Annotated in this window: 27 protein-coding genes; 24 read left to right on the top strand and 3 right to left on the bottom strand. The window is 42.3% G+C overall.

The genetic code is table 11. From position 1 onward, the window contains the following. Positions 1-97: 97 nt before the first annotated feature. Positions 98-748 (bottom strand): TetR/AcrR family transcriptional regulator, encoded by a 651-nt coding sequence (locus tag FZC41_RS15210; RefSeq protein WP_243136739.1) that lies wholly within the window; start codon positions 746-748, stop codon positions 98-100. A 331-nt stretch (positions 749-1,079) separates the two neighbouring features. On the opposite strand from FZC41_RS15210, the gene FZC41_RS15215 reads away from it, so the two are divergent. From FZC41_RS15215 to FZC41_RS15230, 4 genes are all read left to right on the top strand, one after another. Further along, entirely contained in the window at positions 1,080-1,709 is a 630-nt protein-coding gene (locus FZC41_RS15215) for a corrinoid protein (protein ID WP_148568299.1), read from the top strand. 26 nt (positions 1,710-1,735) lie between these two features. Then, the gene (locus tag FZC41_RS15220) at positions 1,736-2,713 is read left to right on the top strand and encodes a uroporphyrinogen decarboxylase family protein (protein ID WP_148568300.1); all 978 of its coding nucleotides are present in this window, start codon (positions 1,736-1,738) and stop codon (positions 2,711-2,713) included. A gap of 59 nt (positions 2,714-2,772) precedes the next feature. Further along, entirely contained in the window at positions 2,773-3,948 is a 1,176-nt protein-coding gene (locus FZC41_RS15225; RefSeq protein WP_148568301.1) for an MFS transporter, read from the top strand. 1,113 nt (positions 3,949-5,061) lie between these two features. Beyond that, positions 5,062-5,565, top strand: a complete 504-nt coding sequence (locus tag FZC41_RS15230) for a GNAT family N-acetyltransferase (RefSeq protein WP_148568302.1) — start codon at positions 5,062-5,064, stop codon at positions 5,563-5,565. Positions 5,566-5,788: 223 nt separating this feature from the next. Here FZC41_RS15230 and FZC41_RS15235 read toward each other — a convergent pair whose 3' ends face one another. Then, entirely contained in the window at positions 5,789-6,241 is a 453-nt protein-coding gene (locus FZC41_RS15235) for a hypothetical protein (protein ID WP_148568303.1), read from the bottom strand. A 10-nt stretch (positions 6,242-6,251) separates the two neighbouring features. Further along, entirely contained in the window at positions 6,252-6,458 is a 207-nt protein-coding gene (locus tag FZC41_RS15240; protein WP_148568304.1) for a helix-turn-helix transcriptional regulator, read from the bottom strand. 356 nt (positions 6,459-6,814) lie between these two features. Between FZC41_RS15240 and FZC41_RS15245 the strand changes: the two genes are divergently transcribed. From FZC41_RS15245 to FZC41_RS15340, 20 genes are all read left to right on the top strand, one after another. Continuing rightward, positions 6,815-8,440: a GGDEF domain-containing protein gene (locus tag FZC41_RS15245; protein WP_148568305.1), complete on the top strand. Its 1,626-nt coding sequence runs from the start codon at positions 6,815-6,817 to the stop codon at positions 8,438-8,440. A gap of 229 nt (positions 8,441-8,669) precedes the next feature. After that, entirely contained in the window at positions 8,670-9,101 is a 432-nt protein-coding gene (locus FZC41_RS15250) for a MarR family winged helix-turn-helix transcriptional regulator (protein WP_148568306.1), read from the top strand. A 127-nt stretch (positions 9,102-9,228) separates the two neighbouring features. After that, the gene (locus FZC41_RS15255) at positions 9,229-10,596 is read left to right on the top strand and encodes a citrate/2-methylcitrate synthase (protein ID WP_148568307.1); all 1,368 of its coding nucleotides are present in this window, start codon (positions 9,229-9,231) and stop codon (positions 10,594-10,596) included. 227 nt (positions 10,597-10,823) lie between these two features. Continuing rightward, positions 10,824-11,825 (top strand): cobalt transporter CbiM, encoded by a 1,002-nt coding sequence (cbiM, locus tag FZC41_RS15260; RefSeq protein WP_148568308.1) that lies wholly within the window; start codon positions 10,824-10,826, stop codon positions 11,823-11,825. Beyond that, positions 11,818-12,642, top strand: a complete 825-nt coding sequence (locus FZC41_RS15265) for an energy-coupling factor transporter transmembrane component T family protein (protein WP_243136740.1) — start codon at positions 11,818-11,820, stop codon at positions 12,640-12,642. Before cbiM ends, FZC41_RS15265 begins: the two co-directional genes overlap by 8 nt. A 1-nt stretch (position 12,643) precedes the next feature. Then, entirely contained in the window at positions 12,644-13,429 is a 786-nt protein-coding gene (locus FZC41_RS15270) for an energy-coupling factor ABC transporter ATP-binding protein (RefSeq protein ID WP_148568309.1), read from the top strand. A gap of 155 nt (positions 13,430-13,584) precedes the next feature. After that, on the top strand, positions 13,585-14,142 hold the full coding sequence (locus FZC41_RS15275; RefSeq protein ID WP_148568310.1) for an ECF transporter S component: 558 nt from the start codon (positions 13,585-13,587) through the stop codon (positions 14,140-14,142). A 9-nt stretch (positions 14,143-14,151) separates the two neighbouring features. Beyond that, a complete protein-coding gene (locus FZC41_RS15280) occupies positions 14,152-14,739 on the top strand; it encodes a class I SAM-dependent methyltransferase (protein WP_148568311.1) in 588 nt (195 codons plus the stop codon). A gap of 146 nt (positions 14,740-14,885) precedes the next feature. Further along, on the top strand, positions 14,886-15,644 hold the full coding sequence (locus tag FZC41_RS15285; protein WP_148568312.1) for a class I SAM-dependent methyltransferase: 759 nt from the start codon (positions 14,886-14,888) through the stop codon (positions 15,642-15,644). Between the two features lie 471 nt (positions 15,645-16,115). Beyond that, a complete protein-coding gene (locus FZC41_RS15290; protein WP_148568313.1) occupies positions 16,116-17,231 on the top strand; it encodes a 5-methylcytosine-specific restriction endonuclease subunit McrB in 1,116 nt (371 codons plus the stop codon). 16 nt (positions 17,232-17,247) lie between these two features. Next, positions 17,248-17,568 (top strand): metal-sensing transcriptional repressor, encoded by a 321-nt coding sequence (locus FZC41_RS15295; protein ID WP_148568314.1) that lies wholly within the window; start codon positions 17,248-17,250, stop codon positions 17,566-17,568. Positions 17,569-17,629: 61 nt separating this feature from the next. Next, positions 17,630-18,583: a LysR family transcriptional regulator gene (locus FZC41_RS15300; protein WP_148568315.1), complete on the top strand. Its 954-nt coding sequence runs from the start codon at positions 17,630-17,632 to the stop codon at positions 18,581-18,583. A gap of 129 nt (positions 18,584-18,712) precedes the next feature. Beyond that, a complete protein-coding gene (nikB, locus tag FZC41_RS15305; RefSeq protein WP_148568316.1) occupies positions 18,713-19,651 on the top strand; it encodes a nickel ABC transporter permease in 939 nt (312 codons plus the stop codon). A 9-nt stretch (positions 19,652-19,660) separates the two neighbouring features. Beyond that, positions 19,661-20,518: a nickel transporter permease gene (nikC, locus tag FZC41_RS15310; RefSeq protein WP_148568352.1), complete on the top strand. Its 858-nt coding sequence runs from the start codon at positions 19,661-19,663 to the stop codon at positions 20,516-20,518. A gap of 13 nt (positions 20,519-20,531) precedes the next feature. Next, positions 20,532-22,085, top strand: coding sequence for an ABC transporter substrate-binding protein (locus FZC41_RS15315; RefSeq protein WP_148568317.1), 1,554 nt, complete (start codon positions 20,532-20,534; stop codon positions 22,083-22,085). A 21-nt stretch (positions 22,086-22,106) separates the two neighbouring features. Beyond that, positions 22,107-22,892 (top strand): ABC transporter ATP-binding protein, encoded by a 786-nt coding sequence (locus FZC41_RS15320; RefSeq protein ID WP_148568318.1) that lies wholly within the window; start codon positions 22,107-22,109, stop codon positions 22,890-22,892. Positions 22,893-22,896: 4 nt separating this feature from the next. Then, a complete protein-coding gene (locus FZC41_RS15325) occupies positions 22,897-23,652 on the top strand; it encodes an ABC transporter ATP-binding protein (protein WP_148568319.1) in 756 nt (251 codons plus the stop codon). A 217-nt stretch (positions 23,653-23,869) separates the two neighbouring features. Then, positions 23,870-24,103 (top strand): hypothetical protein, encoded by a 234-nt coding sequence (locus FZC41_RS15330; protein WP_148568320.1) that lies wholly within the window; start codon positions 23,870-23,872, stop codon positions 24,101-24,103. A 78-nt stretch (positions 24,104-24,181) separates the two neighbouring features. After that, entirely contained in the window at positions 24,182-24,928 is a 747-nt protein-coding gene (locus FZC41_RS15335; RefSeq protein ID WP_148568321.1) for a class I SAM-dependent methyltransferase, read from the top strand. A gap of 179 nt (positions 24,929-25,107) precedes the next feature. Then, the gene (locus tag FZC41_RS15340; RefSeq protein ID WP_243136744.1) at positions 25,108-26,418 is read left to right on the top strand and encodes an MATE family efflux transporter; all 1,311 of its coding nucleotides are present in this window, start codon (positions 25,108-25,110) and stop codon (positions 26,416-26,418) included. The last annotated feature ends 6 nt before the right edge of the window (positions 26,419-26,424 follow it).

Raw genomic sequence — 26,424 nt, forward strand, 5'->3', positions numbered from 1 at the left:
CCGGGATAAAGGTTTAAGAAACAAAAAAATCACCTGCTGAATTTTCAGTGAGGTGATTTTTTTATTGGTGTTTCTGATGAGACAGTATCTATTCAATCTAAAAGTAGGGCTTGTATTCAAAGGGAACTTCTTCTAGTACTTGCTTACTCTCAGCCAGGATGGCATCGATGCGGTTTTTGTCAATATGCATCAGCACAAAATTCAGGCGGGTGATATAATCCAGACAATCTTCTTCAGAACAGTTGAAATCGCCCCGGTCGTAGGCCCAGAGGATCGAGAAGGTGGAGGCTCGGGCGGCGTTGGCAAGCATGGAAATTTCATCAGAATCCGGCTTAATATCCAGATGATACCGACGAATATGCATTTGATAAAGACGATTTCCCTCCTGACTGAACAGATCCTCATACTTATCGTCGGCCAGCTCTTTGATAAAACGCATGGCGTTGGAATCGGAAAGAAACAATTGATTGTACAGACGGATTTCTACCGCGGCACTGACCTGAAGATCGGTTTTTCGTCCTTTAAAATAATCGGTATAAAGTTTCATGGCAATTTTGTTTTTATAAGCAAAGAGGCAGGTGTCACTCACGGCCCGGCCCAATTTTGACTTGGATTTAAAATGGTAGGATATCAGGGGTTTGGTAATCTCGCAAAGCTCGGCAATTTGGTCCAGATAGGTGTTTTTGTAGCCCTGTTCGTAAAATAGCCGGGTGGCGGTTTCGAGAATATTATCTTTCTGATTTTTCATCGGCATCTCTTTCTTTTGAGGTATTTTCAGTCTTAGTTTATTTTAGACCTTTCTGGTTATGGAAGCAAGTTTATTTTGCTGAACCGGTTAATATTAAACTGATATAAAAAGTATTGACATTTCGTAAAATAACGATTACAATACAAATAATGAACCGGTTAAATTATTTGTATGCAAATAATTAATCGGCTCAAATCCTCGAATTGATCGGTTATATGTTTATTTAATGCGCTTAAACACATTAAATATAAAATCGATTAATAATGTGGGAAAGCAACCGGATAGTCAGGATTCGTAAGAAAATTGAATTCATTTAACAGGAGGAAAAAACATGTCAAAAATCGAAGAAGTAAAAGCGAAGGTTGAAGCCGGAAAATCGAAGCTTATTCCGGGACTGGTACAGGAAGCATTGGACGCCGGAATTGTACCGGCCGAGATTCTGCAGGCCATGGTGGATTCTATGAGTGTGGTGGGAGATAAGTTCTCTGCTGGAGAGATTTTTGTCCCAGAAATGCTCATTGCCGCCAAAGCCATGTCAAAAGGCGTGGAGGTCTTAAAACCATTGATGGCAGGAGATAGCTCGTCCTCACTGGGCACCTGTGTGATTGGCACCGTCGCAGGGGATTTGCATGATATCGGAAAAAATCTGGTTTCGATGATGATTGAAAGCACCGGCTTTGAGATGGTGGATCTGGGGGTTGATGTTCCAGCCGACGCCTTTGTGGAAGCTGTCAAAAACAATGCCAATGTCAAATTAGTTGCCTGTTCTGGACTGTTGACCACCACAATGCCGGCAATGAAAGAAGCTGTCCAGACCATTAAGGCCGCGTTCCCGGATCTGAAAGTAATCGTAGGAGGAGCGCCAGTGACACCGGAATATGCTGGCGAAATTGGCGCCGACGGATACGCACCGGATGCCGGCAGTGCTTCTGTTAAAGCCAAAGAACTGGTTACGGTATAACAATAAAATCATAAGGAGGTAGAAGGATGTTAACAAAACGACAGAACTTGCTGGAAACAATTCATGGGGGTAAACCGGATCGTTTCGTCAATCAGTATGAATTCCTGAACATTATTATGGAAACGCCGACAGGTATTGAGTTTCGCTATGGCGAAACTTGGAAAGATCACTGGGGAATCACTTGGCAATGGCCAGAAGGTCAACTGGGAATGTTTCCGGTTCACCATGATGGTTTAGCGGTCATTCAGGATATTACCGAATGGCAAAAATTTGTGAAAAAACCGGAGATTGCAACATCTGATGAAGCATGGGCGCCAGCCGTTGCGCATGCAAATGCCGTTGACCGCAATGAAGAGTATGTTGCCGGATTCTTTGCTCCGGGAATCTTTGAAATGACCCATCATCTCATGGGCATGGAAAATGCCCTGATGGCACTTTATGAAGAACCGGAAGCCATGCAGGAACTGATTGACTTTCTGGTTAGTTACGAATTGGAATTCGCTCAGGTGATGATCGACAAAATCCATCCGGATTGTATTTTCCATCATGATGACTGGGGCAGTCAGCTTTCATCTTTTGTTTCCCCGGAAATGTTTGAGGAATTCTTCCTACCGGCCTACAAAAAAATCTATGGTTTCTATAAAGCCAATGGCGTGGAACTGGTTGTTCACCACAGCGATAGCTATGCGGCCAATCTGGTCCCCTATATGATCGATATGGGCATCGATATCTGGCAGGGAGTCATGAACACGAACAATATTCCCGAACTCATAAAAGAATATGGGGGAAAAATTTCCTTTATGGGCGGTATCCATAGTGGACTCGTTGATTTCCCGGCATGGACTCCGGAAATTGTGGCGGAATATGTGGAAAAAGCCTGTCGTGATAACGGCAAGCAGTATTTTATTCCCTGTCAGACCTCTGGTCTTCCGATTGATAACTTCCAGGGGGTGTATGAAACGATCAACAAAGAAATTGAACACATGAGTAAAGAGCTTTTCTAGATTTATCGCAAACTTCAATTATTTAATTTATATTAAATTTTTATTTTAAGGAGAAAAAAATGAATCAATCAGTAAAACCCCTCTCAATGTTTACCATCATGGCGTTAGCGTTTTTTGGAATGGGAGTTGGGACCATTACCCCGGCCCTAAATGCAATTTTTGTTCAGTTTAATACTTTACCGATCACCACGCTTCTGCTGGTGTCGACCCTGCCATCATTACTCGTTATTCCGGCCACTATCATTGCCGGATCTGTTGCTGGAAGCAAAGTCAAATACAAGACCCTGGCCATCCTGGGAATGGCGCTCTTTGTACTGGGCGGCGTGGCTCCATATTTTGCAACTGACTTCACCGTTATTCTAATTGAACGGGCTGTCTTTGGTATCGGTCTGGGGATTATGTCACCACTGGCTAATTCACTGGTTATGGGTCTTTATGAAGGCGACAAACTTGCAACCATGACCGGAATAGTTACCCTGGCAATGAACATTGGTGGGATGGTCCTGCAATACCTGGGTGGTTATATGGCCTCAATCGGCTGGAATTATAGTTTCTTGCCTCATGGTCTCGGTATTATTTCTCTCATTATGGTTATCTTTTTTCTGCCGGAACCAGCAAAAGCACCTGTTACGGTTCAAACTGAGCTCGTTCCCAAAGAAAAACTGCCCGTAAAAGTATGGATCACGGTACTCGTTTACGGGATCTTTACCCTGACGATTTATCCCATGTTAGTTAACATGTCGACCCTGATCGTAAATCGCGGCCTGGGGACGACAGCAACAGCCGGGATTGTCCTCGCATTTCTGACTATCGGTGGGATGCTTGCCGGTTCCGTCTTCGGTAAGCTCTTCAAAATTTCCAACCGCTTTATTCTGGCTTTAGGATTTGCCATCGCTGTTGCGGGTTCACTAATCGTTGTTTATGCAGGAAATATTTATATGTTAGCTGTTGGCGCATTTCTGGGAGGGTTTGCCATGTCAACCCTGATTCCAGGCTGTATGATGATTATTGGAATGACGGCTAAACCCGCCCAGATGGCATTTGCGGTATCCTTATTCTTTGCTGGTATGAATCTTTTCGGATTCCTGTCAACCTACTGGATCGGCGCTATTGCCGCCATCACCGGTGATGCGGTTACCGCACCTATCCTAGTGAGTGGGGGAGTCCAGGCAGTCTTCTGTTTACTGTATCTGGTTGTGAATCCGTTAAAACCAAGTCCGGTAAGCGAACAGTAGTCAGAAACATTAACAACGCAGCATTCTTATTATTAAAAAGAAAACCGAAGTTTCCCAGTGCTTTGACTGGAAAACTTCGGTTTTTCTTGTGCGTCCGGAATCTATTATAAAGAAAGGTAAGAGGGCGACAACATAATTACCGACTTGTTGCATGACCCTGTAGGTGATTAATGTAGGGGCGATTAGTAATCGCCCGTGAACGTCGGGCTTGCAACTAACGCATGGGCGCGTAAATAACCCGCCCCGACACTATCCTTTTTGCTTCTTTATTATCGGGAAGATGTCATGTCACAATTGCTACAGGGCCATCATAAACAGCTTGCTTCCTTAAATAATCCTTAAGCAGTGTCGCTATTTCCTGATAACTGATGATTCAGAACAAAAAAATAATCGGGGCATACGGTCAGAAAATAACAATAAATGGATGAAAAAGGGCGCGTAATGGTATCTGCCTGGCGTGGTTTTCACTCGTCCGGAAAAGGCGGCCGGCAATTGCGGGGAAGATCTTTCCATCTTTTGAGGAAGTGTCGGTTTGGGTTCTGAGGTACAGAAAAAAGCAGAATGCTCCGGCAAATCATAAAATGTGTTTTTGAGAATTGTTTTGACGCCGAAAAATTCAAAATGTTTTTAAATGAAACTAAAATATCAGAATCAGGTATTCAAAATAACGATTTGAGTGGCCGTTAAATATTAAGGTTACACTTTATATTGCGGTTCAAGCGGTGCTTGACATGGAAAGATAATTTGTTAAATAACGAACAAAATATTACTTGCCTTCATGATTGTTTGAGAAATAACAAACAACTACATGCAATATATTGCTGCTAAAAGAAAAAATATTGACATATCTTGAGAATAATGTTATTCTTATGAAAAATTATAACACAGCAGAGAATAAATGGATTGATCAATCAGCGGGGTTTGAAAATGAAAAAAGGCGAAAGTGGTGAGGGAGAAGGGTTGATTACAAACTCAAATTTTAATAAGGTTACCTGAATAAAGTGAAATCGATAACAAATATTGGTACTGCGTTAGTTCGCTATCTTTAGTCGAGTTCATAGCGGGCAGTTTAGAAAACGCGGATCATTAAAAAAGCATGAGGAGGTCATGAAAATGGAATTTAAATTAAGAGACTGGAAATTGAGTGATGCAGAAGGCATCGTATCATTGGCAAACAATCAGAAAATTGCGGGGAATCTGAGGAACACGTTTCCTTATCCCTACACCCTGGATGACGCGCATCTTTTTATCACCAAAAGCATTCATTCCCATAAACGGAATCATCTTAACAAAGCGATCGAAATTGACGGTTCACCGTCCGGGTCGATCAGCCTGCTGATGCAGGAAGATGTCAGCTGCAAAAGCGGTGAGCTGGGTTTCTGGCTGGGCGAACCGTTCTGGGGCAAAGGCATCATGGCCGATGCGATCACCCAGATTTGCAAAACCGGTTTTGAGGATCTGTCATTGGAGAGAATCTATGCGCGGCCCTTTGCCAAAAACACGGCCGCCCGCAAAACCCTGGAAAAAGCCGGCTTCCAGTTGGAAGGCATTTTCAAGAAGAGTATTTTTAAAAATGGCAAAGTCCTGGATTCATGCATGTATGCGCTGACGCGATAAAACCGTTGTTAGAATGATAAAAAGCAACCTTTATATAAGTGATATAAGTGCCTCAAGTTAGAAAATCGCCTAAAGACTATCCGGTCTTTAGGCGATTTTCCTTTTTTTAGACGGTACGTCGTGTTTGCCGACATATTGTAAAATTGGCTGTTTAAAGCGATATAAAAGCAACTTCTGTTGTTGCTTTAAGCATTTCGCAAACACAAAATTTTAACATCCCGAACTACATCTTTGTCATACAGACGAGTTTGACGCCGGCGCTGATGGCCAGCTGGGCCAGCACGGCGGCCACCAGGGTATAGAAGACGACGATGTTGAAATAGCCGGCAATGATGGCGGCGATAATCATGAGCACGGATGTGATTGACAGCAGCGGTTGTCCCGCTTTACTGCGGATGGTTTTTAACCGTTCATCATGCTCTTTGTTGTATAAAACTTTGAGTTTGATCTCATCATTAAGAGCCCGCCGCAACTTGACGACCGTCACCATTGATAAAATGCCGATGCTCATGATGAGCCCGAACTGAAATCCCGAAATAAAACCAGCAGACATCGTGGCATCATCGGGAACGTTCTGCAGTGAAAAGACAGCATAAATACCTAGGGCCACGGCCACCAGCGTCAAACCTGAAGCAAGGATGATTCTTCGTTTGACTTTTGTTCTAAATTCTTCCATAGTATTCCTCCTAAAATTCATTTGCATCTGAAAAATCAAATACTTCTTCAATCGTCAGCCCGAAATAGTGGGCGATTTTGTAAGCCAGCACCAGGGATGCCGTATATTTTCCGACCTCAATTGAGGTGATGGTCTGGCGGGTGGTGCCGACTTCTAAGGCCAGTTCTTCCTGAGACAATTTTCGTTCTTTTCGCAATTCTTTAATGCGTGTTTTCATATTGACACCTTCTGTTGATTTGCATAGTATACTTAGCATTTTTAGTATAGTTCACTTTGCATTAAATGTCAAGTAGACTTTGCAAAATAAAACTGGATCTGCTTTTTTGACGTTGTTTGGATAAGCAATAATCTAAAACGATCTGAGCAGCACAACTTGTCAACATTAGAAATATATGATATTATAATTTAATATACTAAAATTAAAAGTTAGCTGCGAATGACTTTGAAGAGATACAGTGATCAAAATATTTTTGGCGTAATTTTGAAACGAATAGGAATAAAACGGGTCTGTTTAAAATGCCATATTAAGGATTAACTGAAAAACAATAATTATTAATAAAATGAGGACCATTAATGTTAAGCGAAGATGCAAAAGCCCTGATGAATTATTTTAAAACCCTTTTAAATGATGAGCAAATAGCAATTGAACTACCGGATAAATTGGCTGAAGATGACGATTTTAGGGAACTGAATGATATGATCAAAGAGATCCGTCAGGTATCGAAAGCCCTGAGTGTCGGGGATCTGTCTTATGATGTTCACGGCAGCGGTCTTGTTTTAGCAGCGCTGGAAACGTTTATGAATGACTTTAAAAGCTTTACCTTGAATGCCTCTGAAGTCGTTCCCCTGGATTTTTCCACCAGAGTGGAGCCTTCTTTTGAGTTCTCGGATATTTTTAACAGCATGACGAAACAATTTCATTTTTCAGTCAGCAAATTAAAAGAATCCAATGATAATTTTGCCATGATTTTTCACAATATTCCCGATGCCACGGTGCTCATCAGTATGGAAGAGTGGACGGTAATGGCCGCCAATCAAACGTTTTTAGAGTTAACCAACTTCACCGAACAGGAAGTGTTGCATCGACACCTGGCAAGTTTTAATCTGGGCATCACCCCTGAGCAATTGGCGACGAGCCATGAAGATCTTAAAAAAAAGGGCTTCTACAAAAATATGGAGGTGACCTTTCGAAATAATAAAAACGAATGTTATTTTGGGAGTATTTCATCAAAAATAATTAATATGAACGGTAAAGACTGGCTACTGAGTGTTATCAGAGATGTGACCGACATCATGAAACTCGAAATCAAACTCAGAGAAAGCGAAGCAAGACATCGGCTTTTAGCTGACCATGCGGATGATATTATTTCCACCGTGGATCTGGAGGGGAATTTTACCTATATCAGTCCATCGGTTGAACGAATTACCGGCTATACGGTTGATGAAGTGATGTACCATTATCGGGAAATCAATTATTTTTCACCCGAAATACTCAAGGTGATGCAAAATATGTTGAAAATTGCTAAGAAACTGGTGAGCAGCGGAGAGCATTTTGAACCGATCCGGTTTGAACAATTACAGCTTCGTAAGGACGGCAGTGCCTTCTGGTCGGATACGATCCTGTCCGGAATTTACGATGAAGAAAATCAGTTCAGAGAATTACTGGGAGTGACCCGGGACAACACTGAAAATGTGAAACTACGGGACGAAATTCAAAAATTATCGGAAACGGACAAACTGACGCAGCTGTATAACCGGCTCAAGTTGGATGAAGCTCTGAAAAAAGAATTCAAGAAGGCTAAGAAAAAGGGGGGGTCGTTTGCTTTGATTATGCTGGACATTGATCATTTCAAACGCATCAATGATAATTTTGGACATCAGGCTGGTGATGCCGTGCTAATTGAACTGGCGACAACTTTAAAAGACAGCATTCGGTCCCGGGATATCGTCGGGCGTTGGGGGGGCGAAGAATTTCTTTTTATCCTCCCGGCAACCGATGCTAATGGCGCCATCATGTTGGCGGAAAAGATCAGAAATTGTATCCGCGAAAAGCTTTTCCCGCGCCAGAAAAGCATCACGGTAAGTCTTGGGGTCACCGTTTATCGTGGGGACAGCATCATTGAAACCATTGTTTCACGGGCCGACGAAGCGATGTATGTGGCCAAGAAGAACGGCCGAGACCAGGTGCGGTTGCTCTGATTGTTGGTCCGACGCGTTGTCTGAGCAATTTGTCCCCAAGGGACATGCTTGATGTTTTTGCACGAGAAAAAGCCCGGCATTTGTTTGTCGGGCTTTTTCTCGTTGCCGGAAAAACCGGATCTTGTTTTTCTCACTTGACAAAGTAAAAAAAAGTGGTATTATAGTTCAGAAGTGAACAGTTCAAAACAGAACAGTTCAATAAAGAACCAAAACGGGGGAGCCAAAAAAAATGACGAACGACTTTGAGACATTAATCAGCGGGCAGCAATTTAAAAAGATATATGAAAAGAAGTACAATCGTATCACCGAAAAATACGGACTGCATAAAATCGAAATTGAGATCCTGCTGTTTTTAGAAAGCACGGATTATGACAAGGCCAGGGATATTGCCGAAATCCGGTTTTTTTCCAAGGCGCATATTTCCAAAGCGACGGAAAATTTAATCCGCAGAGGCTACCTGTCTGGCATCGATGATGAAGGCGACCGCCGCATCGTTCATCTGGAACTGACGGAGGCATCCCGGCCAATCCTGAGTGAAATCAAAAAACTGCGAACCAATTTGTCAGAGACGCTGTTTTCAGGCGTCACCGCTGAAGAAAAAAAAACGATGTTGACCGTCGCCAAGAAAATCGTCGGCAACATCAATAACGAACTGCACTGATTAAGATGAATACGGAGTTGGCGGTGATATGATAACCAGGAATTTTTCATTTGGAGCAATAAATCTTGAACCTATTTTAGAATCACGTTGCAAACTGTTTTGAAAAATATGAGTTAGGAGAAATTTAATGGAAAATAGTAATAACGAAAAATATCCACTGAACTTGAATCAATACGGTGAAATGTGTCGGCAGAATTCAACGATCGACAGTCAATTGTTTGAAAAATACGACGTCAAGAGGGGCCTCCGGGATAAAGACGGCAAAGGGGTTTTATGCGGCCTGACCAATATCTCGATGATTAAATCGGCGGAAGTCATCGACGGTAAAAGCGTGCCCTGCGACGGGGTGCTGAACTACCGGGGTTACAACATCATCGATCTGATTAAGGGGATGGTGCTGAACAAACGGTTTGGCTTTGAAGAAGTCGCCTATTTGTTACTGTTTGGCCAGCTGCCTAACAGCAATGAACTGGCGTTGTTCAAGAGTGATCTGGCAGCGAGTCGGAATCTGCCGACAAACTTTAACCGCGATGTGATCATGAAGGCCCCGTCGAAGGATATCATGAATTCGATGACGAAGAGCATTCTGACCCTGGCTTCATACGATGAGGCCGTTTCAAATCTGGAAATCGAAAATGTCTTACGACAATCGATGAAGCTGATCAGTGTCTTTCCGATGCTGGCAGTCTATGGCTATCATGCTTACAATCATCTTGACTGTGGCGACAGTTTATATATTCATCAGCCGGATCCCAATTTATCGACCGCGGAAAACATTCTCACCATGCTGCGACCGGATAAACAGTATACCGAGGTCGAAGCGCGGGTTCTGGATATTGCCCTGGTGCTGCATATGGAGCATGGCGGCGGAAATAATTCAACCTTTACCACCCGGGTCGTCACTTCATCCGGTTCCGATACCTATTCGGTCATCGCGGCGGCACTGACTTCCCTGAAGGGACCCAAGCATGGCGGCGCGAACATTAAAGTTGTGGAAATGATGACGGACATCAAGAACCAGGTCAGCGATATTTCTGATCAGGATGCGGTGCGGCAGTATCTGGAAAAAATCGTCGACAAAGAAGCCTTCGACAAGATGGGCCTGATTTACGGAATGGGCCATGCGGTTTATTCGATCTCGGATCCGCGGGCGGAAGTGTTTAAGGAGTTTGTCGAGAAGCTGGCCAATGAAAAGGATCGCCGGAATGATTTCCTGTTGTATTCAATGATTGAAAATTTGGCGCCGGAAGTGATCGCCGAAAAAAGACATATCTACAAAGGCGTCAGCGCCAATGTCGATTTCTACAGCGGCTTTGTTTACAGCATGCTGGATATCCCGCTGGAACTGTTTACGCCGATGTTTGCGGTTGCCCGGATTGTCGGCTGGAGCGCCCATCGGATGGAAGAATTAATCAACATGGATAAGATCATCCGGCCGGCCTATCTGAATGTAGCCGCCGCACAGGATTACGTTGGTTTGTTTGATCGGGAATAAAAGCCGTTGAGATATCTTTCCCAGCTATCCCCAAAAAATATTGACAAATATTTGACAAAGAAAACAGAATATGCTATCTTATAACCATTGATTGCAATCAATGGTTATAGAATATTTAAGTTTTGGGATGAACCCAAAAGGATGCTACTGTAGTAGGTCCTTTTGGGTTATTTTTTTTGTGCGAAAAGATATAATCACAAAGCGTATTTTTGAAAGGGTGGTAGAAAATGCATATTCCAGATAATTATTTGAGTCCCCAAACCTGTGCGGTTATGGGTGCGGCAATGATCCCCGTATGGGCAGTTGCGGTAAAAAAGATCAAAGCAGAAGTTCCTAAAGAAATGATCCCGTTATTGGGTATCGGCGCGGCAGTGTCATTTTTATTGATGATGTTCAATGTGCCATTGCCGGGAGGAACAACCGGCCATGCGGTGGGAGGAACCTTGCTGGCGATCTTGTTGGGGCCGTGGGCCGCATGTATTTCGGTTACTGTGGCGCTCCTGATTCAGGCACTGATGTTTGGCGATGGAGGGATCCTGTCATTCGGGGCGAACTGCTTTAATATGGCATTTGTATTGCCTTTTGTGGGATATTATATTTATAAGTTTATTAAAGACAGCGTTAAAACGGACAAAGGCGAATATATTGGAATGATAGCGGGTTCATATATCGGGATTAATGTGGCGGCCTTTTGCGCTGCCATTGAATTTGGCATTCAGCCGCTCCTCTTTAAAAGTGCGACCGGGCAACCGCTGTATTGTCCCTATCCGCTGTCGGTGACAATCCCAGCTATGACAATCCCGCACCTTCTGGTTGCCGGTGTTGTGGAAGTCTTGTTTACTGTTGCGGTTTTTTCATTTGTCAAAAAGGTTTCACCAGGAACTATTTATGAGGGCGCCAAAGAAAAAACAAAAGCAATCTACGGTTTGATTATCGGTCTGATTTGCCTGACGCCATTGGGGCTTCTGGCTGCCGGCACGGCCTGGGGCGAATGGGGAACGGATGAGATCCAGGATGTTGTATCCGGGGGCAGTGCGCTTGGCTTTGTCCCAGCCGGTATGCAGAACGGGTTCAGTTTTGAAGCGTTAATGCCGGATTATTCTGTCAGCGGATTGCCTGAGGCGGCTGGATACATCTTGTCGGCGATCGCAGGCGCGGCGATCTTAATCATTCTGTTTAAAGTCATCGGTTATTTAAAGAAAGACAAAGGTGAAAGTGCGCTTGAATGACAATCGGATGGACGCATTAAATATGCCGGAGTGGCTGTTAACAGACGAAAATTACAGCCCGCCAAATGACCGGGATACTTTTGTCAATAAAAGTATCCTCTCGTTTTTGAGCATCCTGGCAAGGATAAAAACTCAGGATTCAAGTGAAACCGGAAAATACGGTATCAGCGCAATCTTCAAAGTTGCCTTTACCTTTATGCTGATACTGCTGCTCTCGCTTTCCAGAAGCTTTGTTTTTGTTATGATTATCAATGTCTATTTAATTGTCATCCTGAGCTTGATGAAGGCCGAAGACATTGTGAAAATTCTTAAAGTCAGTTTAGTCATGAGTTTATTCACCTTTATTCTTCTTTTGCCGGCGGCCTTTTGGGGAAACAGCTCCAGCACGATTCTGATAACCGGTAAAGTATTTGCGACCATAACCGTTGTGAATATTCTCTCCCGTACCACAAAATGGACGTCCATTACCGGCGCATTGAAAAAATTCTTTGTGCCAGACCTCTTTATTCTGGTCTTGGATATTACGATTAAGTACATTGTGATGCTGGGTGATTTTGCCTTGAGTATGCTGTATGCACTGAAATTGAGATCGGTCGGAAAAAACAAAAGCAAATATACTGCTCTTTCAGGTATTGGCGGAACGCTGTTTATTAAGTCGAAAGAAATGGCTGAAGATATGTATATTGCCATGGAATGCCGAGGCTTTACCGGCGAATATCATGTTTATAACAATTTCAAATTCACGATTGCGGATTTTGGCTATATCATGATCAATGTCGGCATCATTGTGTTGTTTGTATATTTCGGAAGGATTTAAAATGATCGAGATAAAAGACGTCAGCTTTTCATATTCAGGAGTCAATGCTTTAAATAATATTAATCTGAGTATTGAAGACGGTGAAGCAGTCGCATTAATGGGAGCCAACGGGAGCGGAAAATCGACGCTGCTGAAATTAATCAATGGCATTATTTCCCCGGATCGGGGCGTTTACAAATTCAATAATGAAGAAATAACGGCTAAAGAGCTTAAGGACCCAATATTTGCAAAGCGCCTTCACCAGAAGATCGGATTTGTCTTTCAGAATTCGGATACACAATTGTTCTGTGCTGATGTTTATGATGAGATTGCCTTTGGCCCCAGGCAAATGGGCATCAGTGAAAGCGATGTTGAGCAAAGGGTCAATGATTGTCTTAATTTGCTTAACATTCAGGACTTTAAGCATCGACAGCCCTACCATCTGAGCGGTGGCGAAAAACGAAAGGTCGCGATTGCTTCCGTGCTGGTTTTGAATCCCGAAGTTTTGGTTCTTGACGAACCGATGAACGGACTGGACCCGAGAACCCAGCGGTGGCTGGTCGAGTTTTTAGTGAAATTAAACCAGGCGGGTAAAACATTGATAATATCAACACATAGTCTTGAGCTTGTGCCGGAGTTGTCCAGCCGGGCTATTCTATTCGGTGAAAATCATACGATTGCGGCGGATATGCCGACTGAAAAACTGCTGGATGATGTCGATTTATTGAAGCGAGTCAATCTTGTCGACGAATATTATCACAGCCATGCCGGAAAAGATCATAAACATTTTCATGATCATAGCTTTTAACCGCATTTTATCGTAACCAGTAAAAGTTGATAACAAAACAAAACAAAACACAAATTATAAAGCAACAATTAATTTAGCCATGAAGGCTGATCAACCTATTTGAGTAGGTATCAGTTTCATGGCCTTTTTTGTAAAAAAAAAACGGAGGAAATATTATGAATCATTCTAAAATAAAAAATCTTGTTGGTACCGGGCTTTGTATCGCTCTCGGGCTTGTTTTTCCGCAGTTGTTTCACGCCATTGGCGCCGGAACGGTCTTTCTGCCAATGCACATTCCGGTTATTCTCTGCGGTCTCTGTTTTGGCTGGGAGTTCGGCTTGGTCTGTGGTATTATTACCCCGTTATTTTCCTCAATACTAACCGGCATGCCACCGCTCTTTCCAACTTGTGTGGCGATGATGTTTGAACTGGGTGCTTACGGCGCTTTAGCAGGTTTGCTTTATCGTAAACTGAACCTGAATTTATACCTTGCTTTAATCGTCGCAATGCTGGGTGGCCGGGTTGTTTCTGGCGTAGCTTCAGCTATTTTCTACGGGATCGCGGGAAAAGCGTATGGATTTCAACTCTTTTTAACAGGGGCCTTTGTATCCGCACTTCCCGGCATTATTCTGCAGATTATTGTGCTGCCACTACTGGTTCTTGCGCTTGAAAAAGCACGGGTAATCGAAAAACCCATTATGTTGGAACTACAAACAGAAGGAATAGAAGGATAGGAAGTCAAGATGGAAAACAGTCAATCAACCAAAGAATTTTTTAATAACATCGCAGAAAAATGGGATGCGATGTGTTACCATGATCAGGATAAAATAGAAGCAATCTTAACCCTCGCAGATCTCAAGCCGGGCAATCGTATTTTAGATATCGCTACCGGTACGGGAATTTTAATCCCCTATTTACTGCAGGCAGAGCCGGAGGTTGTTGTAGCGATTGATTTGTCGGATCAGATGATTGTTCAGGCTCAAAAAAAATATCCTGAGCCAAATGTATATTTTGAAGTCGCTGATTTTTACGATTTGAACGAGAATGGTTTTGACTTTGCGATTGCCTACAGTGCCTACCCGCATTTTCCCGAGAAGGTTGCTTTTTCGAAAAAAATGGCAGCCTGCCTAAAGCCGAATGGACGGTTTATGATTGCCCACAGCGAAAGCCGGAAAACAATTAACCACCGGCATTCAGGAGTTGAAGTCAAAAAAGTTTCGGACTCACTGAAAGAAGCGAAAGAAGAATCGTGTTATTTCAGAGTCAACTTTGACATTGATATTCTTGTCGATACGGATGAATTATATATTATTTCCGGGAAAAAGATATAAGATTCCAATTGACAAAGAGTATTTATTATGAGAAACTAATAAAAAATACATGTATATACAAAGTCATGAAGGCTTAATTCGGTCAGAAGATCGGTTTATTTCTTTGTGGCTTTTTTTAATTTAATAAATTGGGGGGGGAGATTAATATGGAAAATATTCTAAAAGAAGTAGAAAATTATTGGGATAGCCGATCAGAGGGATATTCCGAGGTCAATGTGGCGGAACTCAACAGTTATAAAATGGATGTGTGGAAAGAGCTGATTAATCGCTATAAACCCAATGTGATCGGCAGAAAATTAAAGGTTTTAGACATTGGAACGGGTCCGGGCTTTTTTGCCATTGCCATGGCATCCTGTGGTTATGATGTAACAGCTGTGGATTATACAGATGCCATGCTGCACCGGGCAAAAATGAATGCCGGATCTTACAAAAAAAGTATTAACTTTATCCAAATGGATGCCCATTCATTGGATTTTAAAGAGAATACCTTTGATTTGATCGTCACAAGAAATTTGACCTGGAATTTGGAAAAACCGGATCAGGCTTACAAAGAATGGCACCGTGTTCTTGTCCCCGGCGGCAGATTATTGAATTTTGATGCAAATTGGTATCTCCATCTTTTTGATGAAACAAAGAAATCTGAATATGAAGAAGATCGTATGAATTCTCAAAAATACGGAGTGAAGGATCACTATGTTCATACCGATACGGCAGCGATGGAAGAAATTGCGAAAAACCTTCCATTAAGCCGAACCATGCGACCACAATGGGATGCCGCTGTTCTGATTAATACCGGCTTTAAAAAAGTAATGGTTGAGCAGGATATTGGAGAACGGGTTTGGGATAATGAAGAACAGATAAATTATGCATCAACACCAATGTTTATGATTTTTGCGGAAAAATAGGTTAGTAAAACATAAGACTGTGGTCAATATAGGAAATGATAGAGCAATATAGATTTAAATAATAAGCCAGCGAGGTAGTTATTCTTTGATGAGAATTTTACTTCGTTTTTTTTATAATTTAAAAACTGAGATTATTATCGCATTTTGATTGGATTCAGGAGGTGAATGATGGATATTGGAACCAATTGGTTTGTAACTGCATATTTTGGGGATGATGGTGATCAAACACAGCGTTTTATTAATGAGGGCATTTGGGAAAATATTCGCTGTGATAAATATGGTGATCTTGTTAATTCAATACAAATTGGAGACCGGATTGCGTTAAAATCTGTTCATAATAAAAAAGTTAATCTGCCCTTTGATTCAAAAGGTAGATTAGTATCCGTTATGGAAATCAAAGCCACTGGGATTGTTACAAAGAATCATAACAATGGTAAAAAAATAAATGTTCAATGGAAAAAAGAAACCAAAATGAAAGAATGGTATTATTTCACGTTTATTCGAGTCATTTGGAAAGTAAAATCTAACCCCGAAAATTGGATGTGCGTGGCGCTGATTGATTTTACGTTTTATGACAAGCCGCAAGATATTTGTCGTTTTGAAAACGAAATATATTGGAAGAAAAATTTAAATAAAAAAAATAAGGTCTCCTATCAAGATGAAATTATTGCGGTATTAAAACTGTTTGGCGGAGAAGCACATTTAACAAGCATACAGGAAGAGATTCAGAATAGAAAGAGACTAAAGGAAATACAAACGGATGCAGATTGGCAGGCGCGAGTCAGATTCACTTTACAACAATTAAGCAGTGATTCGAAATCATTTGCCCATGAAGAAGACTTGTTTTACTGTAAATCTTTTAATAGTGGGGTCTGGGGTCTGCGAGAAATGGCAAAGGAGCAGAACGAAGTTTATTCTAAAGAGCAATTTCTTTCAGAGATTGCCATCGATCCTGTTAAATATGATGCCATCGTTGCACTTTTAAAAGAAAAGAAAAGCCTTATAATAAAGAGCACTTCGGGTATTGGCAACAGCCTAATGGCAGAATGTTTGGCTTTTTCGATGATGAAAGAAAAAGACCAGAAAAGAATATCAATTGTGCAATTAGACAAGTATTTTTTAAATCGTGAAGTGGTATTTGAGTATGGCTCAAAAAATAAGGGCGACTTTTTTTTAGCAGAAGGCTTGTTCATGAATTTTTGCAAAAAGGCAATAGAAGATAGCGAGAATGATTACTACTTTATTATTGAAGAAATTAATCGTGAAAATTTAAATAAAATTTTGTTGGATCTGATCTTTTTTTTCAAAAGAGACAAGCATGAGAATTATCAGATAACTAGAAATTTCAACGACAAAATATTTTGTATACCAGACAATGTACTGGTTATGGTGATGATGGATACTGGCGGTAAAAGCATCACATTCATTGAAACTATTTTACAAAGGAATTTCAATATTATTAAAATTGAACCGGCATATGATCGTGACGGATTTGTAAATTACAATAAAAAAAGTGGTGATCAGAAAAATAACAAGCGGAACAATCAAAACAATTCATATAAACAGAGATTTGTGCAGCAAGCATAATTATAGGAGAAATCAGATGCTTTTAGAAAAAATTGACAAGCCAATTGAAGCAATACAGGCAAAGAAACCAAATCATGATCATACCCAGACCAAAGCGGTGCTGAATCGTTTATCCAAAGCCACCGGTCATTTAGAATCGATTCGAAAAATGGTGGAATCAGGAAGAGATTGTTCAGAGGTGTTAATCCAATTATCAGCAGTAAAGGCGGCCATTAATAATACCGGGAAGATTATTCTAAAAGACCATATTGACCATTGCATTGTAGCGGCGGTTGAAAAAGGAGATCAAAAAGCGCTTGATGATTTGCACAAAGCTATTGATCAATTCATGAAATAAAGCAGGGACAAAACGGCAGTGATGGCTTTAATTGACAGAAGAAAGCGATGGGAAAAATAGAATGAGTGATGATAGACCGAAATTGGTGCGAGATATGATTGAATTAAAAAAATTGCAGTATTTTGTTGTGTGTGCGGATGTTGGATCTTTCAGCAAGGCGGCGGAAATATTATACACAACGCAACCGAATGTAAGCAAAGCGATTAAAGCCCTGGAAGATCAATTGGGGTTTAATTTGTTCGAAAGAAAGAGCAGAGGCATTCTGCTGACCGCAAAAGGTGACCATGTTTATGAATATGCCTGTAAAGCCATCGAAAATGTTGAAGTCTTGTCCTCTTTTTCACAGACCGAAAAGGTTGAGCAGTTGAAGATATCAAGCAATCCAAGTCAATGGATGGCGCAATGTTTTGCAGAATTCTACAACAAATATCATTTGGAAAACCTGCAGTTCCATTTATATACGGCAAGTGTGGAAGAAATAATGAAACGAGTGAGTACTTATCTGGATGAGATTGGCTTTGTTTATGTCATGAGCAGCCAGAATACGGCTTTTCAATATATGTTATCAAGAAAGCATCTGGAGTTCATTCAGCTAAAAAACACTCAGGTGGTTCTGTATTTTGGAAAAAAGCATCCCTTATATCATTCGAAATCCATTGAGAGTCAAGATCTTGAAAAAATTAGATTGGTGCAGTGTTACGAAGATGAGTTTGACCTCAATAATTATTGGCGAATCACGAACAGTCAGGGAAATGAGATCCGCGAACTTAAAAATGTGGTGGTGACAAACAGCGATTGTATTCTGGAACAGCTGCTGCAGACGACCGATCTGGCCAATATCAGCAGCGGCTATTTAACTAATGTGGTGGTAGATACAGAATTTCGGGGTTTCCCATTGAATGAAGGGAGTAATTCCGTGATGTTTGGATATATCAAGAGAAAGCCGGAAGAGCTAAGTGACTGGGAAAATAAATTTATTGACTTTGTGATTCAGAATCTTGAAGAGAAGATATAAATAACTTTGGCATGGAAAGGTATGCAAAATTGGAATGCCTCACAACCCCCCAGGTGGGTTGTGAGGCGTTTTAACGGGTGTTACAATAATGGACGAAGCATCATGGATGCGAGAAAGGGATAATGAGAGATGCGAAAATATATCGGGAAACGCCTGATACAATTGATCCCGATTATTTTGGGAATTACACTAATGTCTTTTACGCTGATGCACACGGCAACAGGTGATGCGGTTGATGCCCTATACGATAATTCGGGAGGCGGCGTGACCGAACAGGTAAAGGCCGAGAAACGGGCAGAGCTCGGATTGGATCAGCCGTTCTTGGTTCAGTACACCAACTGGCTGGTTGGGATTGCAACGGGTGATATGGGTACATCGTATATTTCGAACCAGCCGGTGTTTGAAACATTTGTTTCCAAGCTGCCAGCGACGATTTATCTGACCCTGACATCCATATTGGCAACTGTCGTGATTTCCATCCCATTTGGGATACTGGCGGCAGTCAGACAAAATCGCATGACCGACTATCTCATACGGGGAATGAGTTTTATCGGGAATTCGATGCCGGGATTTTTCGTCTCACTGCTGTTGATTTATTTTTTTGCCCTGAAATTAAAGCTGTTTCCGGTTATGGGCAATGACGGATGGCAGAGCATCTGTTTGCCGACTCTGACCCTGGCGATTGCCATGGCAGCCAAGTATACGCGTCAGGTTCGGGCAACGGTGCTGGAAGAACTGAATAAGGATTACGTTATGGGCGCCAGAGCACGCGGCGTCAGAGAAATGGTAATCCTTTGGTCCAGTGTGCTGAAATCAGCCATGCTCACCATTGTGACGCTGCTGGCATTGTCGATCGGATCCCTGCTCGGCGGGACGGCAATCATTGAGTCGATTTTCATGTGGGACGGGGTGGGTAAACTGGCGGTGGATTCCATCATGGCCAGAGATTATCCGATGATTCAGGCTTATGTCATCTGGATGGCCCTAATTTATGTGCTGGTTAATCTGCTTACAGATATTCTGTATCATTATCTCGATCCCCGGATTCGCTTGGAACAGGAGGGCTAAGGTTTGGAAATGCGATTAGAAAAGTCAATAACGGTTCGAAAATCAAAATTACATAAAGACCAGACAACGATCAAGCTTTATGTGTTTTCAGCCCTTGTGGTTGTTCTGCTGTTAATTGCTGTTTTTGCTTCCCAGCTGGTGCCCTATGATCCCTATCAGCAGGATTTAGGAAAGGCTCTTCTGGCACCGGATTCGAATCATTTGCTGGGCACCGATCGTTATGGGCGGGACCTGCTGTCCCGGGTGATTATGGGAGCCCAATCCACCATCTTTTCATCATTGCTGCTGGTTGCCATTATTTCGGTGATTGGAACAAGTATTGGGGTATTCTGTGGCTACAAAGGCGGAAAAATCGATTCAATCATCATGCGCATTTCCGATGTTTTTCTGGCCTTCCCTGGGATGGTCTTTGCCATTGCCGTGGCCGGTGTTTTGGGCGGGGGCATTATGAATGCCGTTGTTGCTTTGGCCTGTATTTCATGGCCTAAATTTGCCAGATTGGCCAGAGGCCAGGTTTTGTCCATCAAAAACATGCCCTATATTTCCGCAGCAAAATTAAGCGGTTCCAAACCGGCAAAAATCATTTTCAAGCATCTGTTGCCGAATATGATGGGCCCGATTCTGGTAACGGCAACGCTGGACATCGGAACGATGATGATGGAACTGGCGGGCTTGTCATTCCTGGGATTGGGCGCCATGCCGCCGATTGCTGAATGGGGTTCGATGATGAGCAATGGACGGAGCATGCTGCAGACATCGCCCTGGGTCATTCTGGCACCAGGCTGTGCTATTTTTATAACCGTGATGCTATTTAACTTACTGGGCGATACCGTGCGAGATGTACTGGATCCCCAAACAAAAAAATAAACTGGAGGAAAAAATGAAAAAGAAAAGTAAAGTTTTAACAATACTGCTGACAGCGGCATTGTCCGTCGGATTGTTGTCCGGCTGCGGCAGTTCGACAGCCAGCAAAAGCAGTGATGAAAAAGTGTTTAACTACGGGACGGTGGCCTACAGTGTCAGCAATTCGAATACCGGACTGAATCCGCACAACTCTTACAGCGGCTGGTCGACGGTGCGTTATGGCGTCGGCGAGACCCTATTCAAATTCAATGAAAAAATGGAGTTGGAACCCTGGCTGGCAACTGGCTATGAGCAAATTGATGAAAACACAGTCAAAATTAATTTAAGAGATGACGTTAAATTCTCAAATGGTAAAAAAATGACGGGTGAGTCGGTCAAAGCCTGCCTGGAGGACCTCGTTGCCGTTCATGATCGGGCCCCAAAGGATTTGCAGATCAAATCAATCACAGCTGATGGTCAGAGCGTCACCATCATTTCAGAAAATAAAGTGCCGGGATTGATTAGCTATTTATGTGATCCATACGGGGCGATCATCGATATGGAAGCCGGCGTCAGTGCTAATAAAAATGTGGTTGGAACCGGACCCTATGTGGCAACCGCGGTATCGGACACAGAAATCAATCTGGAAGCCAATGCCAATTACTGGGGGAGTACACCGAAGGTGGGCAAGGTCAATGTTAAGAGCATCACCGACGGGGATACGTTAACGATGGCATTGCAGAGTGGCGAAATTGATGCCGCCCAGGGACTTCCCTATGCCAGCTTGAAATTGTTTCAGGATAATAAAGATTATACCATCAGTTCCACCAACACCTCTCGTGTCTATCAGGCCTGTTTGAATTACAAATCGGCAGTGATCCAGGACGATGCGGTCCGCAAAGCCATGGCCATGGCCATGGATAAAAATGGTTTTACCAGCGTTTTGCTGCAGGGTAACGGAACGCCAGCAGAAGGCCCATTCCCAAGCAATTTCACCTTCGGCGGAGATAAAGTCAAAACGGCAGACTATGATATTGAAGGCGCAAAAAAAGTTCTGGAAGCGGCCGGCTGGGTTGATACTGATGGAGACGGCATCCGGGAAAAAGATGGCCAGAGATTATCGATTAACTGGTTGACTTATACATCAAGACAGGAACTGCCACTACTGGCTGAATCCGTTCAGGCATCATATAAACAGGCCGGGATTGAAGTCATTGTCAATGCCACGGACAGCTACAAGGATTTCCTGAAAGCCGGTAATTATGACGTCTTTGCGAATGCCTTTGTGACCGCACCAACTGGCGATCCGCAATATTATTTCACCACCCATGTTGTTGATGGTTCTGACTACAATAAAGGATCTTATCACAATGATAAAGTTGAAACTTTAGTCGGGCAGTTGCGTAATGAATTTGATAAAGACAAACGCAGCGATCTGGCCATACAGATTGCCCAACAGGTTGTCAATGATAACGCCTATATTTATGCATCGTATTTAAAAATGTCCTTTGTCATGAAAAAAGGGGTCACCGGCTTTTCTGCCCATCCATCCGATTATTATGAAATTACCGCCGACCTGGATATGAATTAAATCAAGCAAAGGAAAAATATTATGCAACAGCCATTACTGGAAATGCAGCATGTGGAAATAAGCTATGACGGCAAACCGACGGTATTTGATTTTAATCTGCAAATGGAGTTGGGTGAAATACTTGGCATTGTGGGTGAATCCGGCAGCGGAAAAAGTACGCTGATAAAAGCGACCATGGGTCTACTGGGTTCGGCCGGGACAGTGACCCGAGGCGATATTTATGTTAAAGGCAAAAACGTTCTGGATATTCAGAATGACGAACTTCGGCAGATGCGGGGACCGGAAATGGGAATGATCTTTCAAAACTGCGGCAGTGCTCTCTGTTCGATAAGGACCATCGGCGATCAATTATATGAGAGTATGGAACAGCATCGTGCCATAAAACGAGCAGCAGTGGATTTGTTGGCAATGCAGCTGTTTGAAAAGATCAATCTGCCGGATGGTGAGCGGATTTTAAAAAGCTATCCCTTTGAATTATCCGGCGGGATGAATCAGCGCGTGGGCATTGTGATGGCGATGATTCAGAAACCGGATCTGCTGTTTGCCGATGAACCGACATCCGCCCTGGATGTCACAGTACAGGCCCAGGTGATCCGTGAAATGATGGCAATGAGAAAAGAGTTCGGCAGTGGCATCGCAATCGTCACCCATAATATCGGCGTTGTCTCCTATATGGCTGATAAAGTCGCCGTGATGCACCAGGGGCATCTGGTTGAATACGGCAATACCGAGGATGTCATCAACAATCCTCAGGAAACGTATACTCGAAAATTGATTCAGGCGGTACCAAAAATCAGAAGGCGGTAATCTCATGAGTGCGGTGTTAGAAGTAAGAAATTTAAAAAAAGCCTATCAAAAAGGAAAAACGGAAATAGTAGCGGTGGATGGCATCAGTTTTGAAATCAACAAAGGTGAGTGTCTGGGTCTTGTCGGCGAAAGCGGCTGCGGCAAAAGCACCACTGCCAAACTGATCACCCGTTTAACAGCGGCGGATGAAGGCGAAATTTTCCTGAATGGAAAAGAGATTACGCATGTAAATACAAAAGAACTCCGCGACGTTTATAAGGACATTCAGATGATCTTCCAAATGCCGCTGGATTCCTTCAATCCAAGAATCAGACTGGGTGAAAGTGTTATGGAGAGCATGATCAATCAGGGCATGAAACGGCGCCAAGCGAAAGCACGAGCGCAGGAATGTCTGGCGAATTGTGGCTTGTCCAGCGATTTTGCCGACCGCTATCCCCATCAAGTCAGCGGCGGGGAATGCCAGCGTGCATCGATTGCCAGAGCCATTGCCAATAAACCCAGTCTGTTGATTTGTGATGAAGCGACGAGTGCGCTGGACGTAACCATTCAGTCACAGATCCTGAAACTGCTTGGGCAGTTTCAGCAGAAAATGGGGATGTCTTGTTTGCTGATTTGCCATGACCTGGCATTAGTTCAGGAGGTTTGTGATCGCGTGATGGTGATGTTCAACGGCAGGATTGTTGAAGAAGGAACGCCGGATGAGATCATCATGAATCCCCGTGAGGAATATACAAAGAGACTGATTGATTCTGTTTTATGACAGATTGTAATGCCTTAATGACAATTAATAAGTACTGAAAAAATACCTTTATATCACAAAATTGATATGAAGGTATTTGGGTAAATCGACAGGAATAGTTCCAACTAGTATAAACAGGGCTTGACAAGTATATACAAGAATGGTATCATAATAAAAATTAAACTTAGATAAAAATTTGTGAGCAAAAAATAATTTAGCCGTGAAGGTTGATAATCCTATGATAATAGGGATCAACTTCGCGGCTTTTTTTGTTCCCGGGCAATTGCTGAATGAGTTGCTTTACGATTTGAAAGAAGCATACAGATGCAGTGATACAACACCATTGCGAATGCCGGCTTTTTTCTATGTCAGTCTGAAAATTGAATACAAAAAATTAAGTTTAACAGTGAATGTTGAATATTCTGTTGAAGCGGGTATCAATTTTCGCTTTTTTTGTGCTGAAATAGTGTGAAAAAAGCTAGATCAGCAGCAAGTATTACGATGCTAAGTATGTTGAATCACAAAAAAATAGAACGACGGAGGGAAACTAATGGAATTAAGAAATGCAGAAAAACTGGAAGACATACGGAGTTATTGGAATTTGAGAGCACCAAGTTTTTCAAAAGGAAATGTTGAAGAACTCAACAGTGAATCAAAAAAAGAGTGGATTCAGACAATTACATCTTTCGCGCCAGTGCCGGAATATAAAAAAGTACTTGATATTGGTTGTGGCCCCGGTTTCTTTTCAATTATGCTGGCCCAGGCAGGTTATCAGGTGACGGCAGTGGATTATACCGATAATATGCTGGAGGAGGCCAGAAAAAATGCTGGAAATTTTGGCGTAGAGATAGAATTTCTGCAAATGGATGCTCAAAATTTGACATTCGACGACGGGACATTTGATTTCGTAATCAGCAGAAATGTGACATGGAATTTAGAGCAACCCGTTAAAGCCTATTCCGAATGGTTACGGGTGTTGCGACCGAATGGAAGACTGCTCAATAATGATGGTAATTATTATTATCACTATACCGATGATTTTTATAATAAAGCCTATTCAGAGAAACACCAGGGGCATTCACATAAAGTGATTGATGGAGTTGACACCGGTGTAATCGATAATATTGCCAGAGAATTGCCATTATCAAAGGAAATGCGACCTCAATGGGATTGCAGTATTTTACTTGGAATGGGAATCACGGATCTTTCTGTTAAGATCAGCAGTAAAGAAAAAGCTAAAGTTAGTGATGAAGAACGAGAGATAATAAACAAATTTCAGCTTTTTCTTGTCAAATAGTTTAGAGGGTTATTTTGATGATTCAATCTTTGTATGAGAATATGAACAGTTGTTATGAACAATCAGCAGAACTCAAAAAAGTGGAAATAGGTCACTACGTAGCATGTCATTTGGTTCTGGAGAATTAGGCCTGTGATAAAAAGTAACAGTTTGATAGAAGGGGTTATCTGAAAAAGCTGCTGTTTTTTTCGCTACCTTTATTAGGGTCAAGTTTCATTCAGCAATTATATAACACCGTGGACTTGATCTACGTGGGCAATTTTTTGGGAAAAGAGGCGGCCGCGGCGGTTGGTGCCAGTACCTTGTTTGTAACCTGTCTGGTGGGCTTTTTTTCAGGTATGTCAGTAGGTTCCAGTGTTGTGGCTTCCTATGTTTTCGGAACTGGTGATAAAAAAGCGCTAAAAAACGTTGTCCATACAGCCATTGCATTAGGAATTGTCGGTGGGACCATTATTATGATTATCGGCTATATCGGGGCACCTTATTTTTTGAAATTAATCAATACGCCGAATGAAATCATGGCAACAGCCATAACCTATATCCGCGTATATTTCCTAAGTATGATTTCAGTAGTAACCTATAACATGGGATCCGGTATTATCCGGGCGATGGGCAATTCAAAAACGCCTATGGTCATTCAGTTGATTGGTGGAATTACCAATGTAATTTTAGATGCCGTATTTTTACTTCTTTTTAAAAATGGCGTCAGCGGTGTGGCATGGGCAACCTTAATTTCTCAGTCGATTGCCGCGATTTTGGTATTATATTTTCTGTCAGCCTCAGATTCTGATTTTAAGTTGGAATTTAACAAAATCAGAATCCATAGGGTCTGTTTTAATCGTATTTTAAAAATTGGAATTCCGGCGGGGCTTCAAACACTGGTGATCACCATTTCAAACGTAGTTGCTCAGTATTATGTCAATAGCCTTGGGGTGGATGCGATCGCAGCTTATACGGCATACTTTAAGGTTGAACTGCTCATTTATTTACCGATTGTTGCTTTTGGTCAAGCCATCTCAACTTTTACCAGTCAAAATATCGGAGCCGAAAAATACGATCGGGTCAAAAAAGGTACCCGGGTATGTATTCTGATGGGCGGGGGCATCACCATTGGTATGAGCCTCTTTTTATTATATTTTGGCAGACAAGCTTTCGGCGTCATCAACAGCGATGCTGCGGTGGTTGACTACGGGATGCAGATCATCCGAATTACCTTTCCTTTCTACTGGTTGTATGTCATTTTGGAGATTCTTAGTGGAACCATCAGAGGTTCCGGTAAAACCCTTCCAACAATGGTTATCATATTGTCTAACATATGCCTGTTGAGAACGGTACTGCTTTTTATAATGATGAGAGTTCAGAATAACATTCAGGGGGTTGCCATCACTTATCCCATTACTTGGGCATCAACGGCATTGTGTATGTTCATTTATTACAGCAAGAGCAATTGGCTGTATCAGAATAAAATTTTATTGGTTAATCAGGTATAAAAATAA

This window comes from Acetobacterium paludosum, from assembly GCF_008086595.1.
In the GTDB taxonomy this organism is placed as follows: Bacteria; Bacillota; Clostridia; order Eubacteriales; family Eubacteriaceae; genus Acetobacterium; species Acetobacterium paludosum.

What these genes read in the sequence shown, in the direction of transcription:
- FZC41_RS15270 (WP_148568309.1), top strand. Translation starts at nt 12,644, where the DNA reads ATGATCGAGATAAAAGACGTCAGCTTTTCATATTCAGGAGTCAATGCT.
- nikC (WP_148568352.1), top strand. Translation starts at nt 19,661, where the DNA reads ATGCGATTAGAAAAGTCAATAACGGTTCGAAAATCAAAATTACATAAA.
- FZC41_RS15275 (WP_148568310.1), top strand. Translation starts at nt 13,585, where the DNA reads ATGAATCATTCTAAAATAAAAAATCTTGTTGGTACCGGGCTTTGTATC.
- FZC41_RS15215 (WP_148568299.1), top strand. Translation starts at nt 1,080, where the DNA reads ATGTCAAAAATCGAAGAAGTAAAAGCGAAGGTTGAAGCCGGAAAATCG.
- FZC41_RS15285 (WP_148568312.1), top strand. Translation starts at nt 14,886, where the DNA reads ATGGAAAATATTCTAAAAGAAGTAGAAAATTATTGGGATAGCCGATCA.
- FZC41_RS15290 (WP_148568313.1), top strand. Translation starts at nt 16,116, where the DNA reads ATGAAAGAATGGTATTATTTCACGTTTATTCGAGTCATTTGGAAAGTA.
- FZC41_RS15210 (WP_243136739.1), bottom strand. Translation starts at nt 748, where the DNA reads ATGAAAAATCAGAAAGATAATATTCTCGAAACCGCCACCCGGCTATTT.
- cbiM (WP_148568308.1), top strand. Translation starts at nt 10,824, where the DNA reads ATGCATATTCCAGATAATTATTTGAGTCCCCAAACCTGTGCGGTTATG.
- FZC41_RS15250 (WP_148568306.1), top strand. Translation starts at nt 8,670, where the DNA reads ATGACGAACGACTTTGAGACATTAATCAGCGGGCAGCAATTTAAAAAG.
- nikB (WP_148568316.1), top strand. Translation starts at nt 18,713, where the DNA reads ATGCGAAAATATATCGGGAAACGCCTGATACAATTGATCCCGATTATT.
- FZC41_RS15220 (WP_148568300.1), top strand. Translation starts at nt 1,736, where the DNA reads ATGTTAACAAAACGACAGAACTTGCTGGAAACAATTCATGGGGGTAAA.
- FZC41_RS15295 (WP_148568314.1), top strand. Translation starts at nt 17,248, where the DNA reads ATGCTTTTAGAAAAAATTGACAAGCCAATTGAAGCAATACAGGCAAAG.
- FZC41_RS15235 (WP_148568303.1), bottom strand. Translation starts at nt 6,241, where the DNA reads ATGGAAGAATTTAGAACAAAAGTCAAACGAAGAATCATCCTTGCTTCA.
- FZC41_RS15245 (WP_148568305.1), top strand. Translation starts at nt 6,815, where the DNA reads ATGTTAAGCGAAGATGCAAAAGCCCTGATGAATTATTTTAAAACCCTT.
- FZC41_RS15315 (WP_148568317.1), top strand. Translation starts at nt 20,532, where the DNA reads ATGAAAAAGAAAAGTAAAGTTTTAACAATACTGCTGACAGCGGCATTG.
- FZC41_RS15240 (WP_148568304.1), bottom strand. Translation starts at nt 6,458, where the DNA reads ATGAAAACACGCATTAAAGAATTGCGAAAAGAACGAAAATTGTCTCAG.
- FZC41_RS15230 (WP_148568302.1), top strand. Translation starts at nt 5,062, where the DNA reads ATGGAATTTAAATTAAGAGACTGGAAATTGAGTGATGCAGAAGGCATC.
- FZC41_RS15325 (WP_148568319.1), top strand. Translation starts at nt 22,897, where the DNA reads ATGAGTGCGGTGTTAGAAGTAAGAAATTTAAAAAAAGCCTATCAAAAA.
- FZC41_RS15225 (WP_148568301.1), top strand. Translation starts at nt 2,773, where the DNA reads ATGAATCAATCAGTAAAACCCCTCTCAATGTTTACCATCATGGCGTTA.
- FZC41_RS15335 (WP_148568321.1), top strand. Translation starts at nt 24,182, where the DNA reads ATGGAATTAAGAAATGCAGAAAAACTGGAAGACATACGGAGTTATTGG.
- FZC41_RS15255 (WP_148568307.1), top strand. Translation starts at nt 9,229, where the DNA reads ATGGAAAATAGTAATAACGAAAAATATCCACTGAACTTGAATCAATAC.
- FZC41_RS15300 (WP_148568315.1), top strand. Translation starts at nt 17,630, where the DNA reads ATGAGTGATGATAGACCGAAATTGGTGCGAGATATGATTGAATTAAAA.
- FZC41_RS15280 (WP_148568311.1), top strand. Translation starts at nt 14,152, where the DNA reads ATGGAAAACAGTCAATCAACCAAAGAATTTTTTAATAACATCGCAGAA.
- FZC41_RS15320 (WP_148568318.1), top strand. Translation starts at nt 22,107, where the DNA reads ATGCAACAGCCATTACTGGAAATGCAGCATGTGGAAATAAGCTATGAC.
- FZC41_RS15330 (WP_148568320.1), top strand. Translation starts at nt 23,870, where the DNA reads ATGATAATAGGGATCAACTTCGCGGCTTTTTTTGTTCCCGGGCAATTG.